The sequence below is a fragment of the Amycolatopsis sp. NPDC059027 genome (assembly GCF_042739735.1).
Taxonomy (GTDB): Bacteria; Actinomycetota; Actinomycetes; order Mycobacteriales; family Pseudonocardiaceae; genus Amycolatopsis.
Genome location: NZ_JBHYIK010000029.1, coordinates 18,966 through 36,227 on the forward strand (window position 1 = coordinate 18,966; position 17,262 = coordinate 36,227).

General features: G+C 70.4%; 11 protein-coding genes. 4 read left to right on the forward strand and 7 right to left on the reverse strand.

All coding sequences use genetic code 11. The features are described from left to right. Positions 1 to 88: 88 nt before the first annotated feature. From ACFWY9_RS20985 to gltB, 3 genes are all read right to left on the reverse strand, one after another. Complete coding sequence (locus ACFWY9_RS20985; protein WP_378326514.1) at positions 89 to 1,030, reverse strand: trypsin-like serine peptidase; 942 nt, start codon at positions 1,028 to 1,030, stop codon at positions 89 to 91. A 325-nt stretch (positions 1,031 to 1,355) separates the two neighbouring features. Continuing rightward, positions 1,356 to 2,864, reverse strand: coding sequence for a glutamate synthase subunit beta (locus tag ACFWY9_RS20990; RefSeq protein WP_378331227.1), 1,509 nt, complete (start codon positions 2,862 to 2,864; stop codon positions 1,356 to 1,358). Further along, entirely contained in the window at positions 2,857 to 7,416 is a 4,560-nt protein-coding gene (gene gltB / locus ACFWY9_RS20995; protein WP_378339634.1) for a glutamate synthase large subunit, read from the reverse strand. The genes ACFWY9_RS20990 and gltB overlap by 8 nt, the downstream gene beginning before the upstream one ends. A 415-nt stretch (positions 7,417 to 7,831) precedes the next feature. Here gltB and ACFWY9_RS21000 point away from each other — a divergent pair, with 415 nt between their 5' ends. Genes ACFWY9_RS21000 through ACFWY9_RS21010 form a run of 3 tightly spaced genes read left to right on the forward strand, consistent with a single transcriptional unit; the run spans position 7,832 to position 10,486 of the window. Beyond that, the gene (locus ACFWY9_RS21000; protein WP_378339636.1) at positions 7,832 to 8,248 is read left to right on the forward strand and encodes a hypothetical protein; all 417 of its coding nucleotides are present in this window, start codon (positions 7,832 to 7,834) and stop codon (positions 8,246 to 8,248) included. A 21-nt stretch (positions 8,249 to 8,269) separates the two neighbouring features. Beyond that, positions 8,270 to 9,739: a hypothetical protein gene (locus tag ACFWY9_RS21005; RefSeq protein WP_378339637.1), complete on the forward strand. Its 1,470-nt coding sequence runs from the start codon at positions 8,270 to 8,272 to the stop codon at positions 9,737 to 9,739. Between the two features lie 9 nt (positions 9,740 to 9,748). After that, a complete protein-coding gene (locus ACFWY9_RS21010) occupies positions 9,749 to 10,486 on the forward strand; it encodes a hypothetical protein (RefSeq protein ID WP_378331231.1) in 738 nt (245 codons plus the stop codon). Between the two features lie 265 nt (positions 10,487 to 10,751). Here the strand turns inward: ACFWY9_RS21010 and lgt are convergent, their stop codons facing one another. From lgt to ACFWY9_RS21030, 4 genes are all read right to left on the reverse strand, one after another. Further along, positions 10,752 to 11,789, reverse strand: a complete 1,038-nt coding sequence (gene lgt / locus ACFWY9_RS21015) for a prolipoprotein diacylglyceryl transferase (RefSeq protein WP_378339639.1) — start codon at positions 11,787 to 11,789, stop codon at positions 10,752 to 10,754. Positions 11,790 to 11,883: 94 nt separating this feature from the next. Then, positions 11,884 to 13,068 carry a M20 family metallopeptidase gene (locus ACFWY9_RS21020; protein ID WP_378339641.1) on the reverse strand — a complete coding sequence of 395 codons (1,185 nt, stop codon included), beginning with the start codon at positions 13,066 to 13,068 and terminating at the stop codon, positions 11,884 to 11,886. Between the two features lie 76 nt (positions 13,069 to 13,144). Then, on the reverse strand, positions 13,145 to 14,284 hold the full coding sequence (locus tag ACFWY9_RS21025; protein WP_378339643.1) for an amidohydrolase family protein: 1,140 nt from the start codon (positions 14,282 to 14,284) through the stop codon (positions 13,145 to 13,147). Beyond that, positions 14,281 to 15,732, reverse strand: coding sequence for an APC family permease (locus ACFWY9_RS21030; RefSeq protein ID WP_378339645.1), 1,452 nt, complete (start codon positions 15,730 to 15,732; stop codon positions 14,281 to 14,283). The genes ACFWY9_RS21025 and ACFWY9_RS21030 overlap by 4 nt, the downstream gene beginning before the upstream one ends. A gap of 52 nt (positions 15,733 to 15,784) precedes the next feature. Between ACFWY9_RS21030 and ACFWY9_RS21035 the strand changes: the two genes are divergently transcribed. Next, positions 15,785 to 17,164, forward strand: a complete 1,380-nt coding sequence (locus ACFWY9_RS21035; protein WP_378339646.1) for a glutamine synthetase — start codon at positions 15,785 to 15,787, stop codon at positions 17,162 to 17,164. Positions 17,165 to 17,262 lie beyond the last annotated feature (98 nt).

The window sequence follows — 17,262 nt, forward strand, 5'->3', positions numbered from 1 at the left end:
GGCGCCCGGGCCCCCGCCGCCGCCCGGCCGGCCGCCCCCCCCCCCCCCCCCCCCCCCCCGCCCGCCCCCCCCCCCCCCCGCGGCGGGGTCAGCCCGCCTGCGCCTTGCCGTAGAGCGTCTGCGCGTCCGCGCCGAAGTACGGTCCGAACATGTAGTTCGGCAGGAACGTGTAGCCGAAGCTGTTCACCGAGGCCTGCACCCCGGTCCCGGTGGCCTCGTCGAAGTTCAGGAACCACGGTCCCCCGCTCGACCCACCGGTCATGTTGCAGCCCATGCCGTGGTCCTGGGTCAGCAGGAAGTCGGTGATCGTCGGTCCGCTGCAGTAGATCAGTTTCGTGCCGTCGTAGGGCGCGGCGGCCGGATAGCCGAAGGTGTACATCGTCTGGTTGCGCGCCTGGTTGAACGCGATGCCCTGGGCGCCGACGACGTCGGTGAGGCGCTTTCCGCCGAGCTGGTTGACCACGGCCATGCCGACGTCGTAGTTCATGTCCTCGCTCGCCTCCCACTGCGGGGTGGTGAGCGTCTTGCTCGCGGTCCACTGGCCGTACGGCGCGTTCCCGTTGTCGTAGCCGGGGACGAAGACCCAGTCCGTGTGCCAGGTGCCCTGGTACTTGACGCAGTGCCCGGCGGTGACCACGACGCTGCCGTTCGAGCTCGTGACCGCGTCGCCGGAGCAGGAAGCCTTGCGCCCGTTGAAATTGAAGAACACGCGACCGGCCGTCTTGGTCACCTTGCCGCCGCCCGTCCACGCGCCGCCACCGTTCGGCACGCTCTGCGGGATGACGGTGCCCAGTCCCTTCGCGACGTCTTTGAGGACGCCGCTCGGAGCCTGGAGGAGTTTGTCCAGCGGAGTGGCGGACCGCATCGCCTCGGCGGTCCAGTACCCGGCGACGGCCTTCGCCTTGGCCGGGGTGTCGGCGGCCCGGTGGACGACGGGCCCCGGCGCCGCCTCGGCGGGCAGGCCGAGGACGGTCATGGCCAAGCCGGTGATCGCGGCGAGAACTGCTGCCCGGACGGAGGTTCTTTTCATGGACGCCTCACTTCCCGCGAAAGTGAACTGGGGCAACTGTGACACTTTCCACGGAAAGGCACAGCTACTCGAAAGTAGTTCTCCGCTCACGGAACGGCAGCCGCTGTTCGGCGGCAGCTGACGCGGCATCCGGGCTAACGCGCGCTGAAGGGGACTTTTGTCTCACGAGAGGCGCGGGTTGGGGGGGTGGGGTGCGCGCCAAGGGGCCGAGCGGGCCCGCCCGCGCCGCCCCCCGGGGCGCGCGGCATCACCTCCGCCCCGGTCGCCGGCTGGCCACCACTCACCCCCAACTCCACCGCCCGCCCCCCCCCCCCTTCAGCTCACGTCACACGACGGCCAGCGGCAGGGCGGTCGGGTGCACCGGGGCGGGCAGGTCCGACGCGCCGGTCAGGTAGGCGTCGACGGCGTGGGCCACCGAGCGGCCCTCCGCGATCGCCCACACCACCAGCGACGCGCCGCGGTGCGCGTCGCCGCAGACGAACACGCCCGGCGCCGACGTCTGCCAGTCGGCACCGCAGGACAGCGTCCCGCGCCGGGAGAGGTCGAGGCCGAGCCCGCCGAGCAGCGGCATTTCCTCGACACCCTCGAACCCGATCGCCAGCAGCACGAGGTCGGCGGGCAGCACCTCGACCTCGTCGCCGACCGGGACGACCTCGCGGCGCCCGGTCTCGCGGTCCTTGTGCACCCGGACGTGCTGCAGTTCGATGGCCTTCACGCGGCCCTCGTCGTCGCCGACGAACCGCTTGACCGCCACGGCGAACTTCCGCTCGCCGGCCTCCTCGTGCGCGGGGTAGGTGCGCAGGATGTACGGCCAGGTCGGCCATGGCGAACGGTCGTCGTCCCTTGTGGACGGTGGCATCGGGTACTGGTCCAGCTGGGTCACCGAAAGCGCGCCCTGCCGCGTCGCGGTGCCGTAGGAGTCGGCGCCGGTGTCGCCACCGCCGATGATCACGACGTGCTTGCCCTCGGCGTCGATCGGCGACGGCCCGTCGCCCTCGACGTACCGGTTGGCGGGCACCAGATGCTCCATCGCCAGGTGGATCCCGGACAGCTCACGGCCGGGCGTCGTCCGGTCGTCCCGGCCGCGCAGGGCGCCGACGGCGAGCACCACGGCGTCGTACTGCGCGCGCAGTTCCTCCACCGTCAGATCGACGCCGACCTCGCAGCCGGTGACGAACTTGGTGCCCTCCTTCTTCAGCTGCGCCAGCCGCCGGTCGAGGACCTTCTTCTCCATCTTGAACTCGGGGATGCCGTACCGCAGCAGCCCGCCGAGCCGGTCGTCCCGCTCGAACACGGTGACCTCGTGGCCGGCACGGGTCAGCTGCTGGGCGGCGGCGAGCCCGGCGGGCCCGGAACCGACCACGGCCACGCGCTGCCCACTGGCCACTTCGGACACCTGCGGCTGCACGTACCCGGCTTCCCAGGACTGGTCGGCGATCGTGGCCTCGACGCGCTTGATCGCCACCGGCCCGCCCGAAAGCGGCGAGATCGACAGCACGCAGCCCGCCTCGCACGGCGCCGGGCACAGCTTCCCGGTGAACTCGGGGAAGTTGTTGGTGGCGTGCAGCCGATCGCTCGCGGCGGACCAGTCGCCGCGGCGGACCAGATCGTTCCACTCCGGGATCAGGTTGCCGAGCGGGCAGCCGGAACCGCCCGAATGACAGAACGGGATACCGCAGTCCATACACCGCGAAGCCTGTGTCTTGACCTGCTCATTGCGTTCGCCGGAGTCGAGTTCCGCATACACCTCGCCCCACGACGCGAGACGGTCCTCTTTGGACTTCTTCGCGGGCTCTTCCCTGCGGTACTTCAGAAAGCCATTAGGGTCAGCCACGAGCCGCCTCCATGATCGCCTCATCCACATTGCGACCCGAAGCCTTCGCTGCCTTCGCCGCATCCATCACCCGCTGGTAGTCCCGCGGCATCACCTTGGTGAACGCCGCCGACCGCCGCGGCCAGTCACCGAGCAGCGACGCCGCCACCGCGGAACGGGTGAGATCGTAGTGTTTCTGCACGGTCTTCTTGAGCCAGGCGAGGTCGTCCGCGCCCGGTTTGAGCAGATCCACCATGTCCTGGTTGACCTTGCCCCGGTCGATGTCGAGCACGTACGCGACCCCGCCGGACATCCCGGCCGCGAGGTTGCGTCCCGTCGGCCCGAGCACCACGGCCTGACCACCGGTCATGTACTCGAAGGCGTGATCGCCGACGCCCTCGGCGACGACCAGCGCGCCCGAATTGCGCACGCAGAAGCGTTCGCCGACCTGACCACGCAGGAACATCTCGCCACTGGTGGCGCCGTAGGCCAGGGTGTTGCCCGCGATGGTCTGCCGCTCGGCCGCGAACGTGGCCGACGGATCGGGCCGGACGACGATCCGCCCACCGGAAAGTCCCTTTCCGACGTAGTCGTTCGCATCGCCGACCATGTCGAGGGTGATGCCACGCGGCAGGAACGCGCCGAGCGACTGCCCGGCCGAACCGGTGAGCAGGACGTGGATCGTGTCCTCGGGCAGGCCCTCGCCGCCGTAGCGGCGGGTGATCTCCGAGCCGAGCAGCGTGCCGACGGTCCGGTTCACGTTGCGCACCGGCAGCTCCAGCCGTACCGGGTGCGCGTCCTCCAGTGCCGCCTCGGCGAGCTGGATGAGCGTGCGGTCCAGCGCGTGTTCCAGGCCGTGGTCCTGTCCCCTGGTGCGCCGCTTCGCGCCGCCGTAAGGGGTTTCCGACGGCATCTCGAAGATCGGCGCGAGGTCGAGGCCCGAGGCCTTCCAGTGCTCGACGGCGGCGTCGGTGTCCAGCATCTCGGCGTGCCCGATCGCCTCGTCGAGGGTGCGGAAGCCCAGTGCCGCAAGGGTTTCCCGTACCTCTTCGGCGACGAACCGGAAGAAGTTCACCACGTGCTCGGCCTGGCCGGTGTAGCGCTTACGCAGCTCGGGGCTCTGGGTGGCGATCCCGACCGGGCAGGTGTCCAAATGGCACACCCGCATCATGACGCAGCCCGCGACGACGAGCGGGGCCGTCGCGAAGCCGTACTCCTCGGCGCCGAGCAGCGCCGCGACGACGACGTCGCGCCCGGTCTTCATCGCGCCGTCCACCTGCACCGTGATCCGGTCGCGCAAACCGTTGAGCAGCAACGTCTGCTGCGTTTCGGCGAGCCCGATCTCCCACGGCGTCCCGGCGTGCTTGAGCGAGTTCATCGGCGAGGCGCCGGTGCCGCCGTCGTGGCCCGAAATGAGCACGACGTCGGCGTGCGCCTTGGACACCCCCGCCGCGACCGTGCCGACCCCGAGCGAGGACACCAGCTTCACGTGAATGCGGGCCTGCTCGTTGGCGTTCTTGAGGTCGTGGATCAGCTGGGCCAGATCCTCGATGGAGTAGATGTCGTGGTGCGGCGGCGGCGAGATCAGCCCGACGCCCGGCGTGGAGTGCCGGGTCCGCGCGATCCACGGATACACCTTGTTCGGCGGCAGCTGGCCGCCCTCGCCGGGCTTCGCGCCCTGCGCCATCTTGATCTGGATGTCGTCGGCGTTGACGAGGTACTCGCTGGTGACCCCGAACCGTCCACTCGCGACCTGCTTGATGGCGCTGCGGCGGCGCGGGTCGTAGAGCCGTTCCGGGTCCTCGCCGCCCTCGCCGGTGTTGGAGCGGCCGCCGATCTGGTTCATCGCGATGGCGAGCGTCTCGTGCGATTCTGCCGAGATCGAGCCGTACGACATCGCGCCGGTGTTGAACCGCCGGAGGATCGACTCGGCCGATTCGACCTCCTCGATCGGTACCGGGGTGCGTTCACCGGTACGGAAGGAGAACAGCCCGCGCAGCGCGCCGCCCTCGCGGTAGAGCCGGTGCACCTCGTCGGAGTACTTGCGGTACACCTCTTCGCGGCCGGTCTTGGACGCGTGCTGGAGCAGGAACACCGTCTCCGGGGTGAACAGGTGCAGCTCGCCCTCGCGGCGGTAGGCGTACTCGCCGCCGGTGTCGAGTCCACGGTGGACACGGTCGGTCGGGTTTTCCGGGTAGGCGCGGCGATGCCGGACCGCGACCTCCTCGGCGAGCACGCCGAGGCCGACGCCGCCGAGCTTCGAGGACGTCCCGGTGAAGTACTCGTCGAGCAGATCCTGGTGCAGCCCAAGGGATTCGAAGACCTGCGCGGCGGTGTAGGCGCCGACGGTGGAGATGCCCATCTTGGACATGATCTTGAGGACACCCTTGACGAGCGCCTGCACGTAGTTCCGGACCGCCTTGCCGGGCTCGATGCCCGTCACCGCGCCCTGGTTGATCATGTCCTCGATCGTCTCGAAGGCCAGGTACGGGTTGACCGCGGCGGCGCCGTAGCCGAGCAGGAGCGCGATGTGGTGCACCTCGCGCGCGTCGCCCGTCTCGACGACCAGCGCGACGCGCAGCCTTTCCTTGGTGCGCACCAGATGGTGGTGCACCGCGGAGACCAGCAGCAGCGACGGGATCGGCGCCATCCGGTGGTCCGAGTCGCGGTCGGACAGCACCAGCGTGCGCGCCCCGGCCGCGATGGCCTCGGACGCCTCGCGCCGGACACGCTCGATCGCGTCGGCAAGCGCTTCCGCGCCACCGTCCACTTCGTACAGTCCGGAAAGGACACTGCAGGCGAAGCCGGGGAGGTCCCCGTCGTCGTTGATGTGGATGAGCTTCGCCAGCTCGTCGTTGTCGATCACCGGGTACGGCAGCTTGATGTGCCTGCACGAAGCCGGTCCCGGCGTGAGCAGGTTCCGCTCCGGGCCCATGATCCGGGCCATGCAGGTGACCAGTTCCTCACGGATCGCGTCCAGCGGCGGGTTGGTGACCTGCGCGAAGTTCTGCTTGAAGTAGTCGTAGAGCAGCCGCGAACGCTTCGACAGCACCGCGGGCGGGGTGTCCGACCCCATCGACCCGATCGGCTCGGCGCCCTTGGCGGCCATCGGGGCGAGCAGGATCTTCAGTTCCTCTTCGGTGTAGCCGAAGGAAAGCTGGCGCCGCAGCACGGAATCATGGCTCTGCACGACGTGGTCGCGGTCGGGCAGCTCGGCGATCTTGAGCAGGCCGGCGTGCAGCCAGCTGTCGTACGGGAGTTCGCGGGCCAGCGCCGACTTGATCTCGTCGTCGTCCACGATCCGGCCGGCGACGGTGTCCACCAGGAACATCCGGCCCGGCTTGAGCCGTCCCTTCGCGACGACGTCCGCGGGCGCGACGTCGAGCACGCCCGCCTCGCTGGCCAGCACGACACGGTCGTCGGCGGTGTGCCACCAGCGCGCCGGGCGAAGGCCGTTGCGGTCCAGCACCGCGCCGACCAGGCTGCCGTCGGTGAAGGTGACGCAGGCGGGGCCGTCCCACGGCTCCATCAGGCTCGCGTGGAACTTGTAGAACGCGCGGCGTTCGTCGTCCATGGTGGCGTGGTTCTCCCACGCCTCCGGGATCATCATCAGCACCGCGTGCGGCAGCGTCCGGCCGCCGAGGTGCAGCAGTTCCAGGACCTCGTCGAACGACGCGGAGTCCGAGGCGTCGGCCGAGCAGATCGGGAACAGCCGGGTCAGGTCGCCGGGGATCAGGTCCGATTCGAGCAGCGCCTCACGGGCCCGCATGCGGTTGCGGTTGCCGCGGATGGTGTTGATCTCGCCGTTGTGCGCGACGAACCGGAACGGGTGCGCCAGCGGCCACGACGGGAAGGTGTTGGTGGAGAACCGCGAGTGCACCAGCGCGATCGCGCTCGCCAGCCGCTCGTCGGTGAGGTCGGCGAAGAACGCGGGCAGCTGCTCCGGGGTGACCATGCCTTTGTAGACGATGGTGCGCGAGGACAGCGACGGGAAGTACGTGCCGCAGTCGGCGTTCTGGCTCTCGTGCTCGACGCGCTTGCGCAGGCAGAAGGCCAGGCGGTCGAGTTCGAGCCCTGCCGTGGCGCCGCCGTGGTCCGCGACGAACAGCATCGCGAAGTGCGGCATCACCGAACGGGCCGTCGGCCCGAGCTCGGCCCTGTCGGGGTCGACCGGCACCTCGCGCCAGCCGAGCACGTCCAGCCCCTCTTCGGCGGCTACCCGTTCCACCAGCGCCACGGCCTTGCGGCGCTGGTCGGCGTCCGCGGGCAGGAAAGCGATTCCCGCCGCGTAGCGGTGCTGCCCTGTTCCGTCCGGTTCCGGCAGTGCGAAGCCCGCCTCGGCCCGCAGCAGCTCGTCGGGCAGCTGCAGCAGGATGCCCGCGCCGTCGCCACTGGTGGGCTCGGCACCCGCGGCACCGCGGTGGTCGAGGTTGGTCAGCGCGGAGAGACCGTCGGTGACGATGCCGTGCGAACGGCGCCCGCGGATGTCGGCCACCATGGCCACACCACAGGAGTCCTGCTCGGTCTCCGGATCGTAAAGACCCTGCTTGCCGGGAATGGCGGAGAAGATCATGAAGGACCTCCTTCGTCGTCGTGCGATGGCCGGAAAACCGGCCGAATGGTGCGCACGGGACGACGATGGCCCGCTCGTTGACGCGACTTTAACACCTAGGAAACATGCCGGCATCCGTTCGGAGCGCCCCGAACGGCGATGAACGGTAACGATCCGGCTGCGTGGAACGACATAGTTCCTGATGGCGTCACGGTAGTTGGTTCCGCTAAGTATATGTCTCGCGGATCCACGCGGAGTTTACTGTGCCCCCGCCGCGCCCGCCCGTTCGGAACAGCGTCCGTACTCCGCGCTTCCCCACCGTCACGATCAGCGATTTCCCCGAACCGCCCACGAGCGGTGACCGGCTGATGCCATAGTGTTCCCGGACCGGTTAGCCCATGCGTTCGGGCAAGCGGAAGATACGAGGGGATCTTTCATGACCAGCAGACCGACCAGGGGTGGTGGGCGCGGCGGGGGCGGCAAGCCCGTCCGCATCGACCCGGAGGTGTTGCGCGCCTACGCCGAGAACCTCGAGGCGCTGCACTCCGTCATCACCAGCATCAGCGAGTTCATGCACACCACGGCGTGCGACAAATCCGGCTTCACCGGGCTGTTCATGGTGCTGCAGCCGGTGGTCGACCTGGTGGGCTCGCTCTACGACGAGACGCTCAAGTTCGGGCACGAGCGGCTGGCGTCCATGGCCGCGGGCATCACGGAGGCCGCGAAGCGCTACCAGGAGCACGAGGACAGCGTCGTGAAACGCCTCGAAGCCCTCCTGCGGGAGCTGGACAAGCAGATCTCCGCCGCGCCGGAGGACGCCCCGTCCCGCCGCTCACACGAACCGGTCTACTAAGCACATTCGAGGAGGGGGTCCATGGCCAAGCACCATGGAGGCCCGGGACACAGCACGCCCGGGCACGGGAAGCCGGGTCAGCATCCCGCGCCGGGACATCCGAAGCCCGGGCAGCCGCACCAGGATCCGGAGCACCGGCAGCAGCGTCCCGGCCACGACGAGGAGAAGCCGGACCGCAAGCGGGGGCACGAGGACGAGGACAAGAAGGGCAAGGAAGACAGGAAAAAGCGCGACGAGGACCCCAAGGACGACCCGAAGGACGATTCGCCTTCGGCACCGGGCGGGGATTCCTCCGACGCGCCGACGACGCCCTCGGGCGGGCAAGGCGCCTACGGCCTCGACGACGGCAGCGACGTCATCGCCCTGCTGGAGCCGCCCGCCACCGACGCGTCCGGGGACATCAAGGCGCTGCTGGCCGACGCCGACATCAAGGTCCAGGCGGTCGACTGGGTGTTCCAGAAGATCGCCGGGCACAGCCTGATCGACCTCGTGATCAAGCCGATCACCGGCGACTTCACCAAGATCGCCGCGGACGCCGAGGCGTGGCGGACCATCTCGGACGCCATGAAGCAGTTCTCCGAGACGATGGTGCGCAACGCCGAGATCGTCGGCGAGCACTGGGAAGGCCCGTCCTCGACGGCCCATCAGGCCTATGTGAACGTCGGCTGGCGCGTCGCGCTGATGGCCGAGGCCGGGATCGCCCAGGCCATCGGGAAGGGCTTCGACGCACTGGCCGACGGCTCGCGCAAGCTCGCGGCGAAGGCCTTGGACCTGCTGGCGAAGCTCATCGACACGCTCATCGAGATCGCCGCCAAGGCATGCGTCCCGATCGCGGGCTGGATCGCCGAGACGACCACGATCTGGCGGGCGTTCCAGCTGCTGAGCCTGATCCTCGACGTGATCGAGATGATCAAGGACATCATCAGCCGGGTCCAGCAGCTGTGGGAGTCGATCCAGAACCTCGGCTCCCAGCTGAAGCAGATCAAGGACATCATCACCGGCGGCGGCGACAAACCCGGTGACACCACACCGTCCGGTGACGGTGGCGGGGACGAGCCACCACCACAGCCCCGTGGCGGTGACGACTCGCCTCCGGAACGCCGTGAGGAGCCGACGACACCGTCCGGTTCGGACGAGAAGCCGCCGCGGGCCGAGGAGAAGTGCAAAAGGTGCGGTGGCCCGCTCGACGGCAACGGCAAGTGCCCGCAGTGCGACCGGCGACGGCAACGGCCGGACGACCACAAGTGCAAGCGGTGCGACGGCCCGCTCGACGAGCACGGCAAATGCCCCAGGTGTGACCGGCAACGGCAGCGGCCCAGCAGCAGGTGCTCCAAGTGCGGTAAGGAAGGCGACTGGGGTTCCTCCCACGTCTGCCCGGATTGCCGTCGCAAGGACCGGTGCTCCCGGTGCGGCGCCCAACTGCGACCGGGTGTCCCGCATACGTGCCGCAAGCCGCCGTCGAAACCGGGGCCGCGACCCAAGCGCAAGTAGGAGAAAGCGATGAGTTCACCGTCCGGCGTGGCACCGGAAGATTCGTGGAAGACGAAGGAGATCCGCGAGGCGGAGTCCAATTTGGACCGTTCGCTGGCGAAATCCCGGGAGCGGCTCGCGGAGATCGACAAGATCCAGATCCCGCCCGCCGATCTCAGCTCGTCCCCGGAGAAGGAGGCGGCGCTGAAGGCGGCCGCGTCGAAGCCCGACGCGCCCGCCGAACTGCGGCTCATCAAACGCAAGGTGGACGCGGGCGAACTGTCCTGGAAGGACGTCGCCGAGGGGCGCGCGTTCACCGATCCGGACGTCCGCAAGCTGGCCGAAGCGAAACTCGGCGGCGCGCGCGAGACGTTCAAGGCGTTCGAGGAGGGCGCCACGCTGGACGAAGTGATCGAGGCCCGCAGCGGCGGCTCGTCCGGCGACCCGCTCTCCGGCCCGCTCACGACCCCGTCGCAGGCCGCTCCCCCGGCGCCGCCCGCTCCCGCCGACACGCACCGGGAGCCGCCACCTCCGCCGGCTTCGGCGCCACCCGCACCGCCCGCACGGCCGCGGCCCGTGGCGGATGAGGACTACTACGCCGATCCGCTCGCCGACGACGAGGCCGCGTCACCGCCGCCTCCGCCGTCCCGCCCGGCACCGCCGAGCCGTCCCGCTCCGGACGCGCCGCGCCGCTCACCCCGGCGCACCGAGTCGTCGCCGGTCGACGATGACGACTACTTCAGCGGCGGCGATCACCTGCGCGGCTGATCCCGGCGGGCGTCCTGCGTCCTGCGTCCGGCGTCCGGCGTCCGTGAAGGCCTCCTTCACAGCGGTGAGCGCCATGAAGGGGGCCTTCACAACACTGAGCGCTGTGAAGGCCCCCTTCAGGGCGTCGAGGTTCGCAAAGGACGTGGCCGCCACTATCCTTTGTGGACTCGCGAAGGAATGAACGGAAGATTCAGCCCGCCCTGAGGCCCCCTACCCGACAGCCTACGGGCAGGGGCCGACAGGAACTGGGCCCGGCGATCGGCCGTCAGCTCTGGGCGTCGGGCTTCTTCTCGTCTCCGGCCGGAGACACGCCCGGAGGTGTGCCCGGCGACGCGGAGTCGCCGTTGTCGGCGCTCACTTCCGCGTGTTCCCGCTCATCGGTGCCCGGCTCGGGCGAGGGCAAGGGCACCTCGCCGGGCTGCTTGCCGACGAGGGCTTCCGGGGCCTCGCGCGGACCGCGTTTGGCGGCGAGGACGAAGTACACGACCGCGCCGGCGAACACCAGGATCGAGGTCCACACGTTGACCCGCAGGCCGAGGATGTGGTTGGCGTTGTCGGTCCGCATCAGCTCGATCCAGCAGCGGCCGACGGTGTACCCGGCGACGTACAGCGCGAAGGCGCGGCCGTGGCCGAGCTTGAACCGCCGGTCGGCCCAGACCACCAGCGCCGCGACACCCAGGTTCCACACCAGCTCGTAGAGGAACGTCGGGTGCACGGGGCTGTCCGGCAGCGGAATGTGCCCCACCGCGACGCCGTTGAGCAGGTCGTCGGGGTTCTCGGGGTTGAAGCGCTGGTAGATCTCCAGGCCCCACGGCAGCGTCGTGTGCGCGCCGTACAGCTCCTGGTTGAAGTAGTTCCCGAGCCGCCCGATCGCCTGCGCGGCGACGATGCCCGGCGCGATCGCGTCCGCCATCGCCGGCAGCGGGATCCCCTTGCGGCGGCAGGCGATCAGCGCGCCGACCGCGCCGAGCGCGACCGCGCCCCAGATGCCGAGGCCGCCGTCCCAGATCTTCAGCGCGTTGAGCGGGTTCTTCCCCGGCCCGAAGTACAGCTGGTTGTCCGTGACGACGTGGTACAGCCGCCCGCCGACCAGGCCGAACGGCACCGCGAACACGGCGACGTCGACGACCGTGCCCTTCGTGCCGCCGCGCGCGGCCCAGCGCCGCTCACCCCACCAGATCGCCACGATGATGCCGGCGATGATGCACAGCGCGTACGCGCGGATCGGGATGGGCCCCAGGTGCCAGACGCCGCGGTCGGGGCTGGGGATGGTGGCGAGCACGAGAGCCGAGGCGGAATACACGAGGTCACCGTAGCGCGTTCCGGGTGGTGGCCGTCCAGGAGCCGCCCACGGTCACGGCGTGTTCACCGCCGGTGAAGCGATCCGTGACCCGCGGTCACGGCCCGGCGGGGCCCAGCGCGGCGAGGTACCCCGCGACCAACGCGTTCGCGACCTGCGCGACGGCCTCGTCGGGTGGCAGGAACCGCTCGTCGTGCAGGCTCGGCGCGCCCGCGGTGTCGCCGAGGCCGACGAACATCATCAGGCCCCGGGTACCCTCGTCGCCGCCGTCGGTGCAGTAGTGCGCGAAGTCGTCGGCGCCGAAGGACCGGAAGTCGACGTCCACATCGGACCGCCCGCGCACCAGCCACCGCTGGGCGCCGACGGCCAGCACAGGATCGTTGTGCAGCACCGGTTCACACGGGCTGACGCGCAGTTCCGCGGTGCAGCCGTGCGCCCGCGCGGTCCCGTGCACGATCTCGCCGAGCCCTTCGAGCGCGCGTTCCCGGTCCTGTGCCCGCATCAGCCGCAGCGAGCCGAACGCGCTCGCCTGGTTCGGCACCACGTTCGCCGCGGTCCCGGCCTGGATCCGGCCGATCGAGCACACCGCCCCGAACACCGGGTCCACCCGGCGGCTCGCGAGCTGCTGCAGGCTGACCACCAGCTGGCTCAGCGCGAGGATCGGGTCGCGCAGCAGGTGCGGGTACCCGGCGTGCCCGCCCTGGCCGTGCAGCACGACCTCGAACTCGTCGGTGGAGGCGTTGACCGGCCCCGGCACCGCCGAGACCACGCCGTTCGCCAGGCGGGGCTGCACGTGGGCACCGATCACCGCGTCGACCCGGTACTCGGCGAGCACCCCGGATTCGACGACGTCCAGCGCCCCGGACGGCGAGGTCTCCTCACGCGGTTGCAGTACCGCGAGGATCGGCCGCGGCACCCCGATCCGCACGGCCGCGCGGCACACCGCGACCAGCGCCGCCAAGTGGACGTCGTGGCCGCACGCGTGCATCAGTTCCGAGTCCGAAGCCCAGCCGGCACCGGTGCGTTCGAGCACGGGCAGCGCGTCGAGTTCCGCGCGCAACGCCACCGCGGGGCCGTCGTCCTTGCCCGGCAAGGGGATCGCCCGCCCGGTCTTCGCGACCCGGATGCCTTCCCCGGCTCCCAGCGCTTCGGCGACGACGCGGGCGGTGTCCTCTTCGTCTCCCGAACCCCGCGGATCGGCATGGACCCGGTGCCGCAGCTCGATCGCCGCGGGAAGCTCGTCGGCGATGGCCCGCTGCCACCGCTCCCACAACTCGCTCATGCGGTCGCCTCGCTTCGCGAGACAGTGTTCAATTCCTTTTGGCGCATGGTATCCATGATTCGCTCGCAAGCATCGCTCATGCCGCCTCCAAGCCGTACACCCGCGCGGCGTTCTCGTGCCCGGCCAGTGCCGCCAGCCGGACGGCGTCCACTTCGGACAGTGCGTCCGCGGCGAGCGCGCCGCGCAGGAAGTCCGAAAGTCCTTGCCGGAACAGTGCCGCGCCGAGATGGTACAGCTCGGCGAGCCCGAACGCGTCGGTCGAGAACAGCAGCTTGCCGAACGGCACCAGCTCCAGGATCTCCGCGAGCACGGCGGGAGCGCGGAACCCAGCGTTGTGCGTGATCAGTCCCGCGTCGACGAACACGTGCTCGAAAACCTGCGCGAGATAAGCGGCGTTGCGGTGGAACGGATAGTTGTGCAGCAGCAGGATCGGCACCCCGGCCGCCCGCGTGGCACGCAACAGCCCGGTCAGCAACAGCGGGTCGCACCGGTGCAGGTCCACATCGGAATCGCCGTAGCCGACGTGGAACTGCACCGGCAGCCTCGCGTCGACACCCGACCAGATCAGGAACCGGTGCAGCACCTCGTCGGCGAGCCGGACCGGTTCCCCGGCCTCGACACGGGCGAGCCAGCGCCCGGCCGCCGCCACGACGTCGCCGGGCGACGGCCGCTCGCCGGAAAGTTCCAAGCCGGCCCGGTACGCGGCGATCGACTTGACGCCGACGGCGTTCGCGGTGCGTTTCGCCAGCTCGTCGCCGAAGTCCGCGGCGAACCCGGCGGCGCTGGTGCCCGCGCGCACGACGTCCTCGGCGACCTGCTCCAGCCGGACGACGTCCTCGGCCGGGGCGCCCGCCAGCGCGGCGAACTCGTCCGTCGTTGTCAGCGATCCGGGCAGGAAACCGCCGTCGAGCAGGAACCGGGTGATGCCGGTGCCCCGCAGGAACCGCCGGTTGACCTCCGCCGCGCCCAGTTCGGCGCGACGCGCGAGGTACTCGTCGGCGGGCGCGTGCCGGGGCAGGCCGAGGACCGGCGCGCAGCGTTCCCGCACGGCGAGCCCGATCAGCGAGTCGAACAGGCTCGTGCCCAGCGGCGACACGGTGTCGGCCTCGGTGAGCATCCGCTCGAACGCGTCGCGATCCGGCTCACGGGTGATCACGCCGTGGCAGTGGTGATCCACCAGCGGCAGCTCCGCCACGAAGGGAAGTAGCTCCGTCATTCCGCTCCTCCGGCCACCGCCAGTTTCTCTCCCACCCTACGGGCGTAGCCGGGCGCGGCGAGCACGATCACCACCGCGGCCGCCAGCACCGCCGCCGCGACGACCGGGAACCAGCGAGCCGGCCCGGCGGACGGATACGGGATCACGGTGACGTAGACGGTGTAGCCGAGCAGTGCGAGCGCGCCGAGCGGGAACACCAGCTGCCACCTCGGCACCGGCATCCGCCTGCGCACGAACAAAAGCAGGATCGCGCCGACCGTGGTGAGCAGGTAGATGACCAACAGGATCAGCGTCCCGATCGAACCCGCCCAGGCGAACGTGTCGGCCGCGGTGGCGCCGAAGAACACCGCGCACGCGACGATGATCAGCGCCGCCGTCCCGGCGACCACCGTCGCCGCGGCCGCCGGTGTCCCCCGCGCCGACGTCCGGCCGATCCCCTGGCCCTCGCGCACGTCCCTGCCGAGCGCGAACAGCAGCCGCGAGCCACCGACCACACACGCGAGGCAGCAGCCGAACGCGCTGACCGCGGCGCCGACGCTGATGACGTCGCCCACCCACGAACCGACGAACCGGCTGCCGAGATCGCCGAGCAACGAGGACGAATCATGGAACGCGGCCGTATCCGAGCCGAACGCCATCATCTCGATCGCGGTGACCACGACGAAGTACGCGCCGCCGAAGATCGCGGTGCCGAGAATCGCGCGCGGGATGTCGCGACGCGGGTCACGGGTTTCTTCGCCCAGCGTCGCGGCGGCCTCGAAACCGGCGAAGGACAGGAACCCGAACACCGCGCCGAGGAACACCCCGGACAGTCCCGTGTCGGAGGTGTAGGTGAAGACGTCGAGCGTGAACCGGCCGCCGCCCGGCGCGGAACCCGCGATCAGCCGGACCGCGATGACCACGGTCACCAGCAGGATCACCGCGATCGTCGCGCCCTCGACGACGAGCAGCGTGCTGGTGCCGCGCCGGGCGGGTACCACGGCCAGCAGCCACGCCCCGGCCAGCGCGACACCGGTGAGCACGAACGGGCCCCACGACGGCGGATTCGGCCAAACACCCACGTGCGCAAGGAAGGCGGTGCCGAGCGTTCCCGCGGCCGAACTCGTCACGACGGCGTAGAACGTGTACGTGCCGAGCAGTCCGATACCGGAGACCACGCCGGCACGCGGGCCGAGCGTCGCGCCGACGAAGGCGTACACCGAACCGGCGTGCCGGTAGTACTGGCACAGCCGCACGAACCCATAGGCGACAAGGAGAACACCCGCCCCGGAGAGCAGGAACGCCAGCGGTACCGCGCGTCCGGCGGCCGACGCGGTCTGCTGCGGGTTGATGTTGACCGCCATGCTCGGCGCCATCAGGGCGACCGACAACCCGACAGCCTGCCAGACCGACAGCGAACGGTGTAATGCGGGACGGTCCGCTGGACGGCCTTTCACGATGTCTGACACGATGCCCACCTCGCTTCGTGAAGATCTCCAAGTCGTACACGGTGGGGGCAGGATGAGCCAGCTCGATCGGGCAGCACTTTCGGAGCGCGGGGAAGCCGTCGCCGACCGGTTGCGGCGCGAGGGAGCGGACCTGGTCGCGCTGACGTTCGTGGACAACAGCGGTGTCCTGCGGGCGAAAGCCGTCCCGGTGGCGAAACTGGCGTCGGCCGCGGCCTGGGGTGTCGGCGCGTCGAACTCCTTCGATTTCTTCCTGTGCACGGATCTGATCACCTCCGGCGCCTACTCGCGGGGGCCGGTCGGCGACCTCCGGCTGCACCCCGACCTCGACGCGCTCACCGTGCTCTCGTGCCGTCCCGGCTGGGCGTGGGCGCCGGTGCTGAAGTACGACCAGGACGGCGTCCCGCATCCGCAGGACGCCAGGGCGCTCGCCGCCACGGCCACGGCGCGGCTGGCCGGACACGGCTATTCCGCGCTGATGAGTTTCGAGCTGGAATGGATCGTCACCGCCGAGTCCACACCGGACGATCCGCGGTCGGCCACCAGCGGACCGGCGTACGGTTTCACCCGGATTTCCCAGCAGGGTGAGTATCTCCGTGCCCTGGCGTCCATTTTGGACGAACAGGGTGTCGCGGTGGAACAGATCCATCCGGAGTACGCGCCCGGCCAGTTCGAGCTGTCGGTGGCCGCGGCGGATCCGGTGCGGGCGGCGGACACCGCGGTGCTCGTCCGCGAAACGATCCGCGCGGTCAGCGCCCGGTTCGGCCTGCGCGCGTCGTTCTCGCCGAAGTTCTCGCCGGACGACGTCGGCAACGGCGGTCACGTGCATTTGAGCATCTGGGACGGCGAACGCAACCTGTGCGCCGGTGGTGACCGCGCGTTCGGGCTGACCCCCGTCGCCGAGGCGTTCGGCGCGGGCATCCTCGACCGGCTGCCCGCGCTGCTGGCGATCGGGGCACCGTCCGTGCTCAGCTATCTGCGGCTCGCCCCGCAGCTGTGGACCGGGGCGTTCCGGGCCTGGGGCCTGGAGAACCGGGAGGCGCCGCTGCGCATGATCCGCGGCGCCGCCGGGCAGCGCGACACCGCGGCGAATCTCGAAGTGAAATGCTTCGACCTCACCGCGAACCCGTACCTGGTGGTCGCCGCGCTGCTCTTCGCCGGGCTGGCCGGAATCGCCGAGGACGCCCGCCTCCCCGAGCCGCTGGACGTCGACCCTGCTTCCCTCACCGACGACGAACGTGCCGTTCGCGGGATCACCCGGCTGCCCTCGTCCTTGGCCGAGGCCGTCGCGGCGTTCGAGGCGGACAAGTCGCTGCGTGCCGACTTCGGTGACGAACTGGCGACGACGTTGATGGACATCCGCCGCGCCGAGATCGCCGAGTTCTCCGGAGCGGGCGCGGCGGAACTCACCGCCGCGCTGCGCTGGACCCACTGAGCTGAAGGGGTCGTTTCGCTACACCCCAGAGAGGTAAAAACCCACCAAGCTCCCACGGGGGGGGGGGGGGCGGCATCGGTGGGCCCCTGGGGGCGTGT

Bases quoted from the DNA above. Each gene is read 5' to 3' on its own strand.
- ACFWY9_RS20985 (WP_378326514.1), bottom strand. From the start codon at position 1,030: ATGAAAAGAACCTCCGTCCGGGCAGCAGTTCTCGCCGCGATCACCGGC.
- ACFWY9_RS21025 (WP_378339643.1), bottom strand. From the start codon at position 14,284: ATGACGGAGCTACTTCCCTTCGTGGCGGAGCTGCCGCTGGTGGATCAC.
- ACFWY9_RS21020 (WP_378339641.1), bottom strand. From the start codon at position 13,068: ATGAGCGAGTTGTGGGAGCGGTGGCAGCGGGCCATCGCCGACGAGCTT.
- ACFWY9_RS21000 (WP_378339636.1), top strand. From the start codon at position 7,832: ATGACCAGCAGACCGACCAGGGGTGGTGGGCGCGGCGGGGGCGGCAAG.
- ACFWY9_RS21005 (WP_378339637.1), top strand. From the start codon at position 8,270: ATGGCCAAGCACCATGGAGGCCCGGGACACAGCACGCCCGGGCACGGG.
- ACFWY9_RS21010 (WP_378331231.1), top strand. From the start codon at position 9,749: ATGAGTTCACCGTCCGGCGTGGCACCGGAAGATTCGTGGAAGACGAAG.
- gltB (WP_378339634.1), bottom strand. From the start codon at position 7,416: ATGATCTTCTCCGCCATTCCCGGCAAGCAGGGTCTTTACGATCCGGAG.
- ACFWY9_RS21035 (WP_378339646.1), top strand. From the start codon at position 15,785: ATGAGCCAGCTCGATCGGGCAGCACTTTCGGAGCGCGGGGAAGCCGTC.